This window comes from Ensifer sp. Root423 (assembly GCF_001426275.1).
Classification (GTDB): domain Bacteria; phylum Pseudomonadota; class Alphaproteobacteria; order Rhizobiales; family Rhizobiaceae; genus Ensifer; species Ensifer adhaerens.
The window spans coordinates 269,013-284,839 of sequence record NZ_LMEG01000045.1; the positions used below are offsets into that span (position 1 = coordinate 269,013).

Genomic DNA, 15,827 nt, shown 5'->3' on the forward strand with positions numbered 1-15,827 from the left:
ACGTTCCTCACCCGCTTCAGGTCCTGGCCGATGGCGCTGTCGCGCCAGCCGCGTTCGATCTCGATCGGCTCGTCATTGGCGCGGCCAGAGGCGATCGCCGCCGCCAGCTTCTCGGCCGCTAGAATGCCTGAAAGTACCGCATTGTGGCTGCCCTTGATGCGCGGCACGTTGACGAGACCGGCCGAACAGCCGATCAGCGCACCACCGGGGAAGGACAACTTCGGTACCGACTGGTAACCGCCCTCGGTGATCGCACGTGCGCCATAGGAAAGCCGCTTGCCGCCCTCGAACGTGCCGCGGATCGCCGGATGCGTCTTGAAGCGCTGGAACTCCTCGAAGGGGAAGAGATAGGGGTTCTTGTAGTTGAGGTGCACGACGAAGCCGACGGCGACCATGTTGTCTTCGAGGTGGTAGAGGAACGAGCCGCCGCCGGTCTTCATGCCGAGCGGCCAGCCGAAGGAGTGCTGCACCAGACCCGGGCGATGGTTCTCGGGCTTGACCTGCCAGAGCTCTTTCAGACCGATGCCGAACTTCTGGACGTCGCTGTCCCTGGAGAGATCGAACTTGGCGATCAGCTGCTTGGCAAGCGAACCGCGCACGCCCTCGCCGATCAGCGTGTATTTGCCCAAGAGCGCCATGCCGCGGGCGAAGTTCGGGCCCGGTTCGCCGTTCCGCTCGATGCCCATGTCGCCGGTGGCAACCCCGATGACCGCACCCTCGTCGTTGTAGAGCACTTCGGTGGCGGCAAANAGCGCCATGCCGCGGGCGAAGTTCGGGCCCGGTTCGCCGTTCCGCTCGATGCCCATGTCGCCGGTGGCAACCCCGATGACCGCACCCTCGTCGTTGTAGAGCACTTCGGTGGCGGCAAAACCCGGATAGATCTCGACGCCGAGTTCCTCCGCCTTGGTCGCCAGCCAGCGACAGACGAGCCCAAGCGATACGATGTAGTTGCCGTGATTGTTCATCAGCGGCGGCATCAGGAAGTTCGGCAGGCGGATCGAGCCNGTCGCCAGCCAGCGACAGACGAGCCCAAGCGATACGATGTAGTTGCCGTGATTGTTCATCAGCGGCGGCATCAGGAAGTTCGGCAGGCGGATCGAGCCGGCGGGTCCCAAGAACAGGAAATGATCGTCCGTCACCTCGGTCTTGAACGGATGGTCGGCGTCGGCGCGCCAGTCCGGCAGCAAGCGGTCGATGCCGATGGGATCGACGACGGCGCCCGACAGGATATGCGCACCGACTTCAGCGCCCTTTTCGAGCACGACGACCGAAAGCTCCGGATTGACCTGCTTCAGCCGGATCGCCGCCGCAAGACCCGCCGGCCCCGCACCCACGATCACAACGTCGAACTCCATGCTCTCGCGTTCGGGCAGGTCTTGTTCGGTCATACCGTCTCTCCAGTCTCACCGGTCTTCTGCCGGCTCCGTTCCCAGGGCATATCATTCCGTCATGGCAAATGCAGTTTGGCTTGTCGAGCCGGGATGCGACAGACGATGCCCGCTTTTGCGCATGAGGTCATGAGTATAGGCAAATATCTATATGACGTGTACGTAAACGTAAATAAATCAATTTGTCGCGCAGCGAAGCTATGACCCATGCGGCCTTGCTTTTGCCGAAGAGCCGTGCGACGAGGCCGCCGCACCCTTCCAGCGGTACGCGCTGGCACACCCCATTCGCAATCGGCACGCGGCAAGGCGCCTCTCGGCGTCCGGACGGCGTGTCTTTCGGCTTTGAAGCCGGCCGCCCATCGATCCCCGAAAGCGGCCCACGGAATTCATGTTGCGTCGCGCGCCACCGGCCCCACTCCGGGCGGCGAAGCGACGCCAGATGCAAGGAGACACTCATGGTCAAGGCACTCGGCTTTGATTTCGGCACCACCAATTCCGTTCTGGCGGTTGCCGCGGGCGAAACGACCCACTCGATGCGCTTCGACAGCCTCGCCGGCTCGACCGATGCCATGCGTACTGCCCTCTCCTTCATGAAGGATGCCAAGCTTGGCGCCCAGGCGCTGAAGGTCGAGGCGGGCCAGGCCGCAATCCGCGCCTTCATCGACAATCCCGGTGACTGTCGTTTCCTGCAGTCGATCAAGACCTTTGCCGCAAGCCCCCTCTTCCAGGGCACGCAGGTCTTTGCCAAGCGCCACAGCTTCGAAGACCTGATGCGCGTGTTCCTGACCAAGCTGCGCGACTATGCCGGTGACGGCTGGGCGGACCAGTACAGCCGCATCGTCGTCGGCCGTCCGGTGCACTTTGCCGGCTCCAGCCCCGACCCTGCGCTGGCGCTCGAGCGCTATGGCGCAGCCCTCTCCGAATTCGGCTTTCCGGAGGTGCACTACGTCTACGAACCGGTGGCAGCGGCCTTCTACTTCGCCCAGAACCTGAAGCAGGACGCAACTGTGCTCGTCGCCGACTTCGGCGGCGGCACCACCGACTATTCGCTGATCCGCTTCGAGACCAAGGCCGGGCGCCTGACGGCAACCCCGATCGGCCATTCGGGCGTGGGCATCGCCGGCGACCATTTCGACTTCCGCATCATCGACAACGTCGTCTCGCCACTGATCGGAAAGGGGAGTCTGTTCAAGAGCTTCGACAAGCTGCTTGAAGTGCCGTCGAACTACTACGCGAATTTCGGCCGCTGGAATCAGCTTTCGATCTTCAAGACACTGAAAGATTTCACCGATCTGAAGAAGCTCGTGCGCCAGAGCCTGGAGCCGGAAAAGCTCGAGGCCTTCGTTGACCTGATCGAGCATGACGAGGGCTATCCGCTCTACAACGCGATCTCGGCCACGAAGATGCAACTGTCGAAGGAGGACGAGACCGAGTTCTATTTCGCCCCGCTCGGCGAAATGTCGCGCCGCACCGTTCGCCGCAGCGATTTCGAAGGCTGGATCGCGCCGGAGCTCGCCCGCATCGAGGGCGCGCTGGATGATGTGCTGCAGTCGACGGCAACGGCACCCGAGACGATCGACAAGGTGTTCTTGACCGGCGGCACCTCCTTCGTTCCGGCCGTACGCGGCATCTTCGAGCGGCGTTTCGATGCCGACCGGATCGAGAGCGGCGGCGAACTGCTGTCGATCGCCCATGGCCTGGCGCTGATCGGCGAGCACGAGGACATCGCCCACTGGACCGCGAATGCGGCCTGAGCCGACGCGCGAACCGGATGTGCATGACCTTGGATAGGAGGGTCGAGCGCCGGAAAAGCGGTTCCGGTCCGGCCGCTTATGGGCTAGGTTGGCGGCCATGATTTCCGCCAACGACCTTTCTCCGGCGCAGCTTGCCGCCCTTCTCGCCTTCCACGGCGATGCGGGCGTCGAATGGCTGCTGGAAGAGGAACCGGTCGACCGTTTCGCCGAGTTCGAGGCGATGAAGGCAGCACGCGGCAACGCCCGCGTGGCGGCAACCAGCAACCGGACGGAGGCACCCGCTTCGCAACCGACGGCGCGCCAGACAGCGGCGGCCGCTGCTCCCACCCCTTCCCGCGCACCTGCCCCAGTCGCGAACGCCCCTGCGGTCGCCATCCCCGATGCGCAGGCGATCGAAGAGGCGCGCTTTGCCGCCGAATCGGCCCGGTCGCTCGCCGAGCTCCGCGTTGCGATGGAAGGTTTTGCCGGCTGTAATCTCAGGAACAGCGCCCGCAATCTGGTCTTTGCCGAGGGTGATCCGGCAAGCGGCATCATGATCGTCGGCCCGATGCCCTATGCCGACGACGATCGCGACGGCCAGCCTTTTGCGGGCCGCCTCGGCGAGATGCTGACCCGGATGATGGCGGGCATCGGTCTTACGCGCGAGAGCGTGCTCTTGAGCAATGTCGTGCCCTGGCGCCCGCCGGGTAACCGCGTGCCGACGGCGCGCGAGGCCGATATCTGCCGACCCTTCATCGAACGCCAGATCGCGCTGGCAGAGCCTAAGCATCTGCTGCTGCTCGGCAATTTCACCGCCCGTTTCTTCTTCGGCGGCAACGACACGATCCACCAGCTTCGCGGCGAATGGCGCGAGCTTGCGATCGGCGGCATTAACGTGCCGACCCTTGCCACGCTGCATCCGCAAGACCTGGTGACGGCGCCGATCAACAAGCGCTTCGCCTGGCAGGACCTGCTTGCCTTCAAGGCCCGCATTCACGGCTGATCCTAAGGAAAGCGCCCTGCCCGGATCGTGCTCCCGGCCGCTTGCCCGTTTCATGAACAAAGAATGAAGAAAGCCATGCGGTTTGCGCATATCAGCGGCGCATTTTGACGCATTGCAAAACGTTATGTTGCAGCGCAATATACCGGCACGGGAGGAATGGAATTTAAGGAATTGAACCATGACTGCCCGCTTTCGTCCGATCCACAGCAGCTTTGAGACGCTCCGCCACACTGGCGCTGCTTACCGGACGCCGTTCAACCGCTTTGGCACGGCAGCCAACGAGCAGATGACCGCGATTGGCCTCGCCCGGACCACCCGTCCGGCGCAGATTTTCGCCGACTTCATCCAGCGCTGATCCCCACGCGATACGCGGCTTTTGCGTATCGCGTGACGCATCGTTTGACCCGACACGAAGAAAGGAACGAACCCATGACCAAGCCGATTGCCAGCCTCAAGGTCCTGCTCGATTCGATCTCCGACATCGGTACGGCCGTGCGCGCCTCGCGCGAATATACCGTTCTCAGCACCAAGAAGGATGCACGCCGCGCCCATCGCACGGCCGTGAGCCCGTTGCTGCCGAACTGACTGCTGCCCGCAGGTATAAGCACCGCCTTTTTGCCATCGCCTGTCGCAATCGACAGGGCGTAAAAAACTGGATAGAGCCACACTCGTCCCGACTAAGGAGTGTCAGGCTCATCCGGCCCTGCCAGACCGTTCCTCGCTCCATCTGCGTTTGCTTGTCATCGGACAAATGACGAAGCGCCACGTTTCCAGGAGCGCCGATGCTGGCCAGCCTCGCTTCCGTCTTCAGCCTGATGGTGTCGACCCTGCTCATGATGGTCGGCTTCGGCCTGCAGAGCTATGTGATCCCCGTGCGTTCCGTCGCCGAGAACTGGTCGACGCTGACGGTCTCGGTGATCGCCACCGGCTATACGGTCGGCTTCACCCTTTCCTGCGTCGTCACGCCGAAATTCGTGCTGCGTGTCGGCCATGTGCGCGTCTTCACCGCGCTGATCACGCTGCTCTCCATAGCTATCCTGCTCTGCGGCCTCATCGTCGACTGGCGCGCCTGGATCGTCTTCCGTGCCATTGCCGGCTTTGCCATCTCCGGCAGTTATCTCGTCATCGAGAGCTGGCTCAATGAGCGCGTCACCAACGAGAACCGCGGCCTGCTCTTTTCGCTCTACCTGATCACGACGATGGTCGGCACGATCGGCGGGCAGTACATGGTGCCGCTCGGAGATCCGACTAACACGTCGCTGTTCATGCTCTGCAGCGTGCTGTTCTCGCTGGCGCTATTGCCGACGGCGCTCTCCTCCTCTCCCATGCCCGCGCCACCGGCACAGGCGAAGTTCGATATCCCCGCCCTCTTCCGCCGCTCGCCGGTCGCCGTCGTCGGCGGTTTTCTCGCCGGTGCGCTCTCCGGCGCCTGGCTGAACCTCGGCGGTGTCTTCACCCAGAAGATCGGACTTTCGACGGCGGAAGGCGCGACACTGCTCGCCTCGCTATTGACCGGCAGCGCCCTCTCGCAAATCCCGATCGGACGTCTCTCCGACAAGATCGACCGGCGCATCGTCATGGTTGGCTGCGGCATCGTCGGCGTCATCTCGTGCCTGGTGATGTCGGCATCGATCGGCAGCCAGCCCGCCGTTCTCTACATCATCGCCGCTTTCGTCGGATCGGTGCTGTTCCCGATCTACGCACTGAACGTCGCCCATGCCAATGATCTCGCCAAACCCAACGAGTATGTCGAAACATCCTCGGGCCTGATGATCACCTACGGGCTCGGCACGATTTCCGGCCCGCTGATGGTCGGTCCGGTCATGGATCGTTTCGGCCCGGCGGCGCTGTTTCTCGTCCTTGCCGTCTACTTCGCGCTCTATGGCGGCTATGCAGCCTGGCGCATTCTGCGGCGCGAGCAGCACAAGGGGCTCGTCGTCAAGACCGACTTCCAGGCAACGAGCGTCATGCCGACGCCCGGCCCTGATGTGACGAGCCCGGCTGCCCAGCAGGCGGCACAGGAACCGCTGATCGACGACGATACGGTTCCTGCCTGGGAAAACCCGCGGCCGTAGGCCGTGGCTCAGCCCTGCGGCGTCACATGCTTGCGAGCGCCCCGGCGCTCGAGGCCAAGCCGATGCTCACGGAAAATGATGAAGATGCCTGCACCGACGACGATAGCCGTGCCGACGAGCATGGCGGCCGTCGGGATATCGTCGAACAGGAAGTAGCCGATGATCAGGCCGAGCACGATCGAAGTGTATTCGAACGGTGCGATGGTCGACATGTCGGCATGGCGATAGCTTTCGGTCAAAAGGATCTGGGCGACACCGCCACAGAAACCGGCGACCATCAGCAACAGGAAGGCCTCGCGCGAGATCGACGGCCAGCCGAAGGGCAAGGTCGCGAGAGAGAAGACCGAGGCCGACAGCGAGAAATAGAGCACGATCGTGTGGGTGCGTTCATTCTTGACGAGTTTTCGCACCAGCACCATGGCAACTGCGCCCAGGGCCGCCGAAACCAGCACGGCAGCAGCGCCCAGTGCCTCCAGCGAACCGAAGCCGCCTTCGCGAAAAAGGGTCAGCCGTGGCCAGGTGATGATCATCACGCCGACCAGCCCGATGACAACGGCCGACCAACGGTAGAGCCGCACCGACTCGCCTAGAAAAATCGCGGCGAAGGCGACGGCGATCAGCGGCATGGCATAGCCGATGGCGATGGCTTCAGGCAGCGGCAGGTGTACGAGGCCGTAAAAACCGAAGCTCATTGCGAGAATGCCGACGAAGCCGCGAGCGATATGGCCGGTAAAATCTTCGGTCTTGAAGGCGTCGCGCAGCTGTCCGCGGAAGGCGAGATAGCCGAGGATCGGCACCATGGCGAAGGCCGAGCGGTAGAAGGTGATCTGGCCGGTGGCGATCTCGTTTCCGGCCGCCTTGATCAGCGTCGACATGCAAACGAAAATGACGACTGAAAGGACCTTGAGCAGGATCCCCTTCATCGGGCTTTCGACTTCCGCATCCATTGAGGGCACTTTTCGAACAGCCTTGACCGGCGATCAGCTGGCACGCGGGCTGGTTTGGAGATTTTTCAGCGGAGAGCACCGCTGCAGGACCGGGCCACCTTAGCGACGCTTTTCTCGAAAGTCGGATCAAACTTCGTGATGAATGACGTTTTTTCTTGATCGATTAACCTTCGACAGTAGGGCGGCCGGCTTTTCTTTAGCTGCCCCGAAAAAAACCTTTCCAATTCATGTCTTGTTAGTCCCACTTCGATACACATCGGTCCGATAAGGGAGCGGGAAGAATAACGGGCGCCATGTCTTTTCTGTCGGAAGTGCGGTCGCCGGCATCACAATCGTGTGGCACAGCCCAGCTTTTCGCCCCTTGGCCTTTTCACCATCACAGGCACCCTCTACAAATTCTCCAGTAGAACGGTGCAAGCGGGACTGACCATGCGGACAAATACTGGCCAGATCATTCATCTGGAAGACTACCGGCCGACCGACTTCGTTCTGGAGAGAGTGGATCTGACCTTCGAGCTCGACCCGAAGGAGACCAAGGTCGAGGCCAGGCTGATCTTCCATCGCCGCGAAGGTGTCGACAGTGCCGCGCCGCTCGTGCTTGATGGCGACGAGTTGACCATGACCGGCCTGCTGCTCGACCAGGAAGAGCTTGCGACGACGCTCTACGATGTCGCCGAGGATACGCTGACGATCCGCGGCCTGCCCGAAACCGCCCCGTTCGAAATCACCATCACCACCCTGCTTTCGCCCGAGACCAATACGCAGCTGATGGGGCTCTACCGCACCAACGGCGTCTACAGCACCCAGTGCGAGGCCGAAGGCTTCCGCCGCATCACCTATTTCCCCGATCGTCCCGATGTACTTGCCGTCTACACGGTCAACATCATCGCCGACAAGGCGTCCTCTCCCCTCCTGCTTTCGAACGGCAACTATCTCGGCGGCGCCGACATGGGCGACGGCCGTCACTTCGCCGCCTGGTTCGATCCGCATCCGAAGCCGAGCTATCTCTTTGCGCTGGTCGCCGGCGACCTCGGCGTGGTCGAGGATACGTTCACAACGATGTCCGGCCGCGACGTTGCCTTGAAGATCTATGTCGAACACGGCAAGGAGCCTCGCGCCTCCTATGCCATGGATGCGCTCAAGCGCTCGATGAAGTGGGACGAAGAGGCCTTTGGTCGCGAATACGACCTCGACATCTTCATGATCGTCGCCGTCTCCGACTTCAACATGGGCGCCATGGAGAACAAGGGCCTCAACATCTTCAACGACAAATACGTGCTTGCGGACCCGGAAACGGCGACCGATGCGGACTACGCCAACATCGAGGCGATCATCGCGCACGAATACTTCCACAACTGGACCGGCAACCGCATCACCTGCCGCGACTGGTTCCAGCTCTGCCTGAAGGAAGGCCTGACGGTCTACCGCGACCACGAGTTCTCCGCCGACATGCGCTCGCGCGCGGTCAAGCGCATCGCCGAAGTGCGGCATCTGAAGTCGGAACAGTTCCCGGAGGATGCAGGTCCCCTCGCCCATCCGGTGCGCCCGACGAAATACCGCGAAATCAACAACTTCTACACGACGACCGTCTACGAAAAGGGATCGGAAGTCACCCGCATGATCGCGACCATCCTCGGCCGCGATCTGTTCAAGAAGGGTATGGATCTCTATTTCGACCGGCACGACGGCCAGGCGGTGACGATCGAGGATTTCGTCGCCTGCTTCGAGGCGGCAAGCGGTCGGGATCTGCGCCAGTTCGCGCTCTGGTATCACCAGGCCGGAACGCCGCTGGTCACCGCTTCGGGCGCCTATGACGCGACCAAGCAGACCTTCACCCTGTCGCTCGAACAGACCGTGCCGCCGACGCCCGGACAGAGCGCCAAGGAAGCGATGCACATTCCGCTGAAGATGGGTCTGCTGCTCGAAGACGGCAGCGAAGCCGCGCTTGCCGCCGTTTCCGGCGCCGACATGACCGACGATGTCCTGCATCTGACAGAGCGCAATCAGACGGTGGTCTTCTCGGGCATCCCCTCGCGCCCGGTTCCGTCGTTCAACCGCAGCTTCTCCGCGCCGATCAACCTGCATATCGAGCAGAATGCCGACGATCTGGCGCTGATCGCGCATCACGAAAGCGACCTCTTCGCCCGCTGGCAGGCGCTCAATGCCATTGCGCTTGGCAATCTGGTCGAGGCGACGGCGAATGTCCGCGCCGGCAAGCCGGTCACCTCGGACAAGGCCCTGATCGACGGCCTGATCCGGGCCGCCGCCGACAACAGCCTGGAGCCGGCCTTCCGTTCGCAGGCGCTGGCCTTGCCGAGCGAATCCGATATCGCCCGCGAGATCGGCACCAACAACGATCCGGACGCGATCCACGCGGCCCGCCAGCAGATCCTGACAGCGGTTGCGGCCGCCGGGCGCGACACCTTCCTCAAACTCTCCGACGAACTCGTCTCCAGCGGAGGGTTCAGCCCGGATGCGGCAAGCGCCGGCAGGCGGGCACTGCGCAACAGCGCGCTCACCTACCTCGTTCAGGCCGATGAAGGGCCCGAGCGTGCCGCGAAGGCCTTTGCGGCCGCCAACAACATGACCGATCTCAGCCATGCGTTGGCGCTGCTGGCGCACCGCTTCCCGGATTCGGCCGAGGCGACAGACGCGCTTGCAACATTCCGCAAGCGTTTCGCCGACAACGCGCTCGTCATCGACAAGTGGTTCGCCGTGCAGGCGACGATCCCGGGCGCTGGAACGCTCGATCGCATCAAGGCGCTGATGAACGAGCCACTGTTCAACGGCAACAATCCGAACCGCGTACGCTCGCTGGTAGGCACCTATGCCTTCGCCAACCCGACCGGGTTCAACCGCGCCGACGGCGAAGGCTACCGGTTCCTCGCGCGCCAGATCCTCGACATCGACCCGCGCAATCCGCAGCTTGCGGCCCGCATCCTGACCTCCATGCGCTCCTGGCGTTCGCTGGAGGACAAACGTGCCGGGCATGCCCGCAAGGCGCTGAAAGAGATCGCCGGCGCGTCGAAACTTTCGGCCGATGTCGGCGACATCGTCGAGCGCATGCTCAAGGCCTGAGCATCGCCAACGCCTGATTTTCCTGGGGCCGGGCCACCAAGGTGGCCCGGCCTATTATTTTCCAACGATAAGAAATGGTTAACAAATCTTTACCAGTGCCTCTGGACAAGGCGAATCGCCCTGTGATTCATTGAGTCAGATTCGGGCGAGCGGCGCGCCGAATCATCAGAGGGTTTAGACAATTGGGAAAGATGGCGGACGCGCGACCAGCGAGCGCAGCCGACGGGCGGTTGCGACTCAAGCTTCCAGGCGTTACCGGCCTGGAGCAGGAGTTTATCTCGCAGGCGAAGATCTTTGCCGGGCCGGCTTCACGCCGCCTGGCAAACGCGGAGCCTGTTCTCAAGCGCTCCATCCCGATCCTGATCATTGCATTCCTGATCATCGTTGCGGTTTCGCGCATGTCCAGCATCATGGACGAGCACGCCCGCATGGAGGAAAGTTCGCGCCAGACCGTCGGTCTTGCGGCGGCGATCGCCGGCGCCGCCTTCCAGACGGACGGAGTCGCGCTGTTCGATGAGGGCCGTCGTGCCGAGGCGGAGCAACGCTTCAGCCAGTTTCTGCCGACCGGCATGCTCGATCCCGGAACGTTCATCCTCGCGGTGCGCAAGGACGGGCGGATCTTTGCAAGCACGGAAGGCGGTGGACCGCTCATCGGCCGCACGCTCGCTGCGGCCGCGCCCGACATCGCGACGCTGCAATATTTCGGCGAACATTCGAGCGTCATGAAGACGGCGATCGCAGGCGCCGACCACATCGTGGCGCTGGCGCAGCTGCCCGATGCGGCTGGCGTCGTGCTGGCCGCAACGCCGGTCACCCAGCTCGAAACGACCTGGCGAGACGAGGTTTCGCTGAACGTCACCCTGTTTGCAGGTATCTCGGCGATCCTGTTGATGGTGCTCTACGCCTATTACATACAGGCCAAGCGTGCCCGCGACGCCGATTCGGTCTTTGCCGAATCGAACCTGCGGGTCGAGACGGCGCTCTCGCGCGGCCGTTGCGGCCTCTGGGATTTCGATCTTGCCAACCGTCGGCTGTTCTGGTCGCGCTCGATGTACGAAATGCTCGGCATGCCGGGCGAAAGCAGCGTGCTCTCCTTCGGTGACGCCGCAAGGCTGATGCATCCGGATGATCACGGCATCTACAGCGTGGCGCGCACGATCGCGCGTGGCGACGCGCGCCAGATCGACCAGGTGTTCCGCATGCGGCATGCGGACGGTCACTACGTGTGGCTACGGGCCCGCGCCGAGATCATCCGCACGGCCTCGGGCCGGGCGCATCTGATCGGCATCGCCATGGACGTGACGGAACAGCATCGTCTTGCGCAGCGCTATGCGGAGGCCGACCAGCGGCTCGCCGACGCCATCGAATGTACCTCCGAGGCCTTCGTGCTCTGGGACAAGCACGACCGCCTCGTCATGTGCAACACCCACTTCCAGGAGGCCTACAAGCTTCCGGATCACGTCCTGGTGCCCGGCACCGAACGCATAGCCGTGCATACGGCGGCAGCACGGCCGGTGGTCGAGCGGCGGATCGCCGACCCGGATCACAGCAACCAGTCACAGACGAGCGAGGTGCAGCTGGCCGACGAGCGCTGGCTGCAGATCAACGAGCGGCGCACACGCGACGGCGGCCTTGTCTCCGTCGGTACCGACATCACGCTTCTGAAGCGGCACCAGGTGCGCCTGCGCGAATCCGAACGGCGGCTGATGGCGACGATCGGCGACCTCTCGGCCTCGCGCATGACGCTGGAGCGGCAGAAGACCGAGCTCTCGGTCGCCAATTCGAACTACCAGGCGGAGAAGGACCGTGCGGAGGCGGCCAACCGCGCCAAGTCCGAGTTCCTCGCGAACATGTCACATGAGCTGCGCACGCCGCTCAACGCCATCCTCGGCTTCTCGGAAATCCTGCAGAACCAGATGTTCGGGCCGCTCGGCTCGGAGAAGTACAACGAGTATTCACGCGACATCCACGAAAGCGGCAAACATCTGCTCAACGTCATCAACGACATCCTGGACATGTCGAAGATCGAGGCCGGGCACATGCGCATCAGCCGCGAGACGATCGACCTTGCGCCGTTGATCGAAGAGACGCTGCGCTTCACCACCATACCGGCGGAGCAGAAGAACATTCACGTCGTGCAGCAGATCTCCTCGGGCCTCACCATGGTCGCCGATCGGCGGGCAATGAAGCAGGTGCTGCTCAACCTTCTGTCCAATGCGGTCAAATTCACCAATGAGGGCGGGCGGATTTCGCTTCGGGCACGCAAGGTGACGGGCGCGGTGACGCTCACGATCGCCGATTCCGGCATCGGCATTCCGCGCGACGCATTGCAGAAGATCGGTCAGCCCTTCGAACAGGTGCAGAGCCAGTACGCCAAGAGCAAGGGCGGATCCGGCCTCGGGCTCGCGATCTCGCGCTCACTCACCCGCCTGCACGGCGGCAGCATGAGAATACACTCGACCGAGAATGTCGGGACCATCATCTCGGTCAGGATTCCGGACCGCGGTTAAAGCGGGTCTGGAGCAGCGCGCGGTCTTCCACGCGCCTTCCGTTTACCCGCTGCCCTCCCTCACACTGAAACGACCGATTGGAAGACACGGCGCACGGCTTTGGAGAGCCTGCGAACGTCCCCCTCCAAGGTTTTCAGGTCCGGGTAGTCCCCTGCCCGGCAGACGAGATCGATCAGGCCCGCTGGCGCTTCCTTCGGCTCGAACTCGCCCTCGATGCAGAGCCTCACGATCTGGGACAATTCGGTGAAAAGATGCAGCGCTTCCAGCGCAACATCGAGATCGTTGGGGTTCATCAGCGCATCACCAAGCAGCTTCAACGCGTCGGCGGTGTTGGTGCCTGATGTCAGCGGCTGAACGCCCTTGGCCGGCGCTACGAGCGCCAGATACTGGGTGATGAACTCGATATCGACGAGACCGCCCGGGATCAGCTTGAAGTCCCAGATGTCGCTCGGCGGTTTCTCGCTATCGATCATCTCGCGCATGGAGATCACGTCGGCGCTGACTTTGGAAACATCGCGCTTGCGCTCGAGGATCTCGGCGAAGATCCCGTTGGCCTCGGCCATCAGCCGGTCATCGCCGCAGATGCAGCGCGCCCGGGTCAGAGCCAGATGCTCCCACGTCCAGGCCTCTTCGCGCTGATACTTAGCAAAGGCGTTGATCCTGGTTGCGACCGGCCCCTTGTTGCCGGAGGGACGAAGCCGCATGTCGACCTCGTAGAGGATGCCTTCCGCCGTCGGCGCGGAAAGTGCGGCGATCAGGCGCTGCGTCACCCGCGTAAAGTATCGCGTCGGATCAAGCGGCTTGGCGCCGTCGGACTCGGTTGCCGTCTCGTCGTAATCGTAGAGCAGGATCAGATCGACGTCGGATCCCGCAGTCAGCTCGTGGCTGCCGAGCTTGCCCATGCCGACAACGGCGATACGGCCTCCAGGGAAATCGCCGTGAACGGAGCGAACTTCATCCTCAACCGCCTTTACCGCCGCGGCGATGATGAGGTCGGCAAGATCGGTAAAGGCGCGGCCGGCTTGCGCGCCCGAGATCGCGCCGGTCAGGAGCCGAATGCCGATCAGGAAACGCTGCTCGGCGGCTATGATCCTCAGGCGATCGAGCACCTCCTCATAATGGCGAGCACCGCCGACGAAGTTGGCGATGCGTGGCGCCAGATACTCCCGCGTCGGCAATTCGGCGAGCAGGCCGGGATCGAGCATGCCGTCGAAGACATGCGGGCGCGCGGCAATGATTTCGGCAAGCCTTGGGGCCGACGACATGACATTGACGATCAGCGACAGGAGGCCCGGATTGTTGCCGAGCAGAGAAAACAGCTGAATGCCGGCAGGCAGGCCGGAGATGAAATTGTCGAAACGCAGCAGCGCTTCGTCGGCGCGGCGGCTTTCGCCAAAAACCCGCAGCAGCTCCGGCGTCAGCTCTGTCAGCCGCTCGCGCGCCTCCACCGACTGTGTCGCGCGGTAGCGACCATAGTGCCAGGTGCGGATCGTGTGGGAGATGTCCGACGGCCGCTGGAAGCCGAGTTTCTTCAGCGTCTCCAGCGTGTCCGGGTCGTCGCGCTGGCCAGTGAAGACGAGGTTGCCGGTCTCGGTCGAGAGCTTGGCTTCCTGTTCGAAAAGCTGAGCGTAGCGACGCTCGACGGTCTTCAGCACGCGCGAGAGGGCCTTGGAAAAGGCGGCTGTATCCTCGAAGCCGAGCATATAGGCGATGCGCTTCAGTTCCGCTTCGGTCTCGGGCAGGACGTGCGTCTGCTCGTCGCGCACCATCTGGATCCGGTGCTCGACATCGCGCAGGAACCAATAGGCTTCGACGAGTTCGTCAGCCGTCTCCTCGTCGATCCAGCCGGCCTTGACGAGCGCCCGCAGCATCGGCTCCGTCGCTCGCTGGCGCAGGTCCGGCATGCGGCCACCGGCAATCAGCTGCTGGGTCTGAACGAAGAACTCGATCTCGCGGATTCCGCCGCGGCCGAGCTTGATGTTGTGGCCCTTGACCGCGATCTCGCCGTGCCCCTTGTGGGCATGGATCTGGCGCTTGATCGAATGAATGTCGGCGATCGCCGCATAGTCGAGATACTTGCGGAAGACGAAGGGGACCAGATCCTTGAGGAAGTGCTCGCCAGCCTCGATGTCGCCGGCGACCGGCCGCGCCTTGATGAAGGCGGCGCGCTCCCAGTTCTGCCCCCTGCCCTCGTAATAGAGCATCGCCGCTTCGACCGGGATCGCCAGCGGCGTCGAGCCCGGATCCGGGCGCAGGCGCAGGTCGGTCCGGAAGACGTATCCGTCGCCGCTGCGCTCCTGCAGGATGCGGATCAGGCGGCGCAACAGCCGGCCGAAAGTTTCCGAGGCATCGTCGCGATCGACGATGATGCCGGATTGCGGATCGTAGAAGACAACGAGGTCGATATCGGAGGAATAGTTGAGCTCGAAGGCGCCGAGCTTGCCCATGCCGAGCACGACGACGCCGGAACCGACGCTCGGGTTTGCGGCATCCTTGACCTTCAACTTGCCGCTCTCATGCGCGCTCAGGAGCAGGTGATCGATCGTCGCCGACACGGCCGCACCGGCGAATTCGCTGAGCCAACGGGTGGTCTCGCGCCCGTCGAAATGGCGGGAGAGATCGGCGAGAGCGACGGCGAAGGCAAGTTCGCGCTTGGCCCTTCTGAGCCGCGCCATGATCTCGGTATCCGGCAATGCCGCGCCGCCTTCATTCGGCTTCCAGGCATCGCGGGCTCCGCGCACGCGCTCGCTCAGGAAAGCCGTGAGATCGGTCGAGAGAAGCTCTTCGAGAATGGCGGGGCGACTGTCGCCGGTGTCGCGAAGAAAAGGCGAAAGGGCAAAGGCCGAGACGATGAAGGTCTTGAACTGCGTTTCGGACGCAAGCAGGCTTGCGACCTTTTCATGACCCTTGGCCATATCCTTCAAGACCGAAAGCGCTGTCTTGGCATCGGCTTGTGTCGCCGGACGGATCGGCGTCGTCTCGATCGCCCAGCACTGCTGCACCTGTTCCTGCATGCCGTCTCCCTCTGGCCGGAGCGGACGGCGCGGAACAACTGCGCGCTGCTTCACTCCACTTCGTTCTCCCAAAACCGGT

General features: G+C 63.1%; 10 protein-coding genes and 2 pseudogenes. 7 read left to right on the forward strand and 5 right to left on the reverse strand.

Annotated elements, in window-relative coordinates:
• The 3 genes and pseudogenes from ASD01_RS37045 to ASD01_RS37055 all read right to left on the reverse strand — a co-directional run.
• The coding region (locus ASD01_RS37045) for an NAD(P)/FAD-dependent oxidoreductase (RefSeq protein ID WP_244495317.1) at nt 1-749 on the reverse strand (749 nt) is incomplete at both ends.
• Between the two features lies 1 nt (nt 750).
• A pseudogene (locus tag ASD01_RS37050) lies at nt 751-920 on the reverse strand (electron transfer flavoprotein-ubiquinone oxidoreductase); the annotation flags it as partial.
• A gap of 85 nt (nt 921-1,005) precedes the next feature.
• Nucleotides 1,006-1,388, reverse strand: a pseudogene (locus ASD01_RS37055) (NAD(P)/FAD-dependent oxidoreductase); the annotation flags it as partial.
• Nucleotides 1,389-1,843: 455 nt separating this feature from the next.
• Here ASD01_RS37055 and ASD01_RS29930 point away from each other — a divergent pair.
• The 5 genes from ASD01_RS29930 to ASD01_RS29940 all read left to right on the forward strand — a co-directional run bounded on the left by ASD01_RS29930 (nt 1,844) and on the right by ASD01_RS29940 (nt 6,199).
• Complete coding sequence (locus tag ASD01_RS29930) at nt 1,844-3,142, forward strand: Hsp70 family protein (RefSeq protein ID WP_034789413.1); 1,299 nt, start codon at nt 1,844-1,846, stop codon at nt 3,140-3,142.
• 97 nt (nt 3,143-3,239) lie between these two features.
• Nucleotides 3,240-4,124: a uracil-DNA glycosylase gene (locus ASD01_RS29935; protein WP_034789494.1), complete on the forward strand. Its 885-nt coding sequence runs from the start codon at nt 3,240-3,242 to the stop codon at nt 4,122-4,124.
• Between the two features lie 178 nt (nt 4,125-4,302).
• Nucleotides 4,303-4,479, forward strand: a complete 177-nt coding sequence (locus ASD01_RS36300; protein WP_089043882.1) for a hypothetical protein — start codon at nt 4,303-4,305, stop codon at nt 4,477-4,479.
• 74 nt (nt 4,480-4,553) lie between these two features.
• Nucleotides 4,554-4,709: a hypothetical protein gene (locus ASD01_RS36305; protein WP_089043881.1), complete on the forward strand. Its 156-nt coding sequence runs from the start codon at nt 4,554-4,556 to the stop codon at nt 4,707-4,709.
• 197 nt (nt 4,710-4,906) lie between these two features.
• On the forward strand, nt 4,907-6,199 hold the full coding sequence (locus tag ASD01_RS29940; protein WP_034789411.1) for an MFS transporter: 1,293 nt from the start codon (nt 4,907-4,909) through the stop codon (nt 6,197-6,199).
• Nucleotides 6,200-6,207: 8 nt separating this feature from the next.
• Here the strand turns inward: ASD01_RS29940 and ASD01_RS29945 are convergent, their stop codons facing one another.
• A complete protein-coding gene (locus tag ASD01_RS29945) occupies nt 6,208-7,146 on the reverse strand; it encodes a DMT family transporter (protein WP_034789404.1) in 939 nt (312 codons plus the stop codon).
• Between the two features lie 429 nt (nt 7,147-7,575).
• On the opposite strand from ASD01_RS29945, the gene pepN reads away from it, so the two are divergent.
• The gene (gene pepN / locus ASD01_RS29950; RefSeq protein ID WP_034789400.1) at nt 7,576-10,224 is read left to right on the forward strand and encodes an aminopeptidase N; all 2,649 of its coding nucleotides are present in this window, start codon (nt 7,576-7,578) and stop codon (nt 10,222-10,224) included.
• Nucleotides 10,225-10,406: 182 nt separating this feature from the next.
• Nucleotides 10,407-12,734 carry a PAS domain-containing sensor histidine kinase gene (locus ASD01_RS29955; protein WP_034789389.1) on the forward strand — a complete coding sequence of 776 codons (2,328 nt, stop codon included), beginning with the start codon at nt 10,407-10,409 and terminating at the stop codon, nt 12,732-12,734.
• Nucleotides 12,735-12,793: 59 nt separating this feature from the next.
• On the opposite strand, the gene ASD01_RS29960 is transcribed toward ASD01_RS29955, so the two are convergent.
• Nucleotides 12,794-15,748: a bifunctional [glutamine synthetase] adenylyltransferase/[glutamine synthetase]-adenylyl-L-tyrosine phosphorylase gene (locus ASD01_RS29960; RefSeq protein ID WP_051659162.1), complete on the reverse strand. Its 2,955-nt coding sequence runs from the start codon at nt 15,746-15,748 to the stop codon at nt 12,794-12,796.
• Nucleotides 15,749-15,827 lie beyond the last annotated feature (79 nt).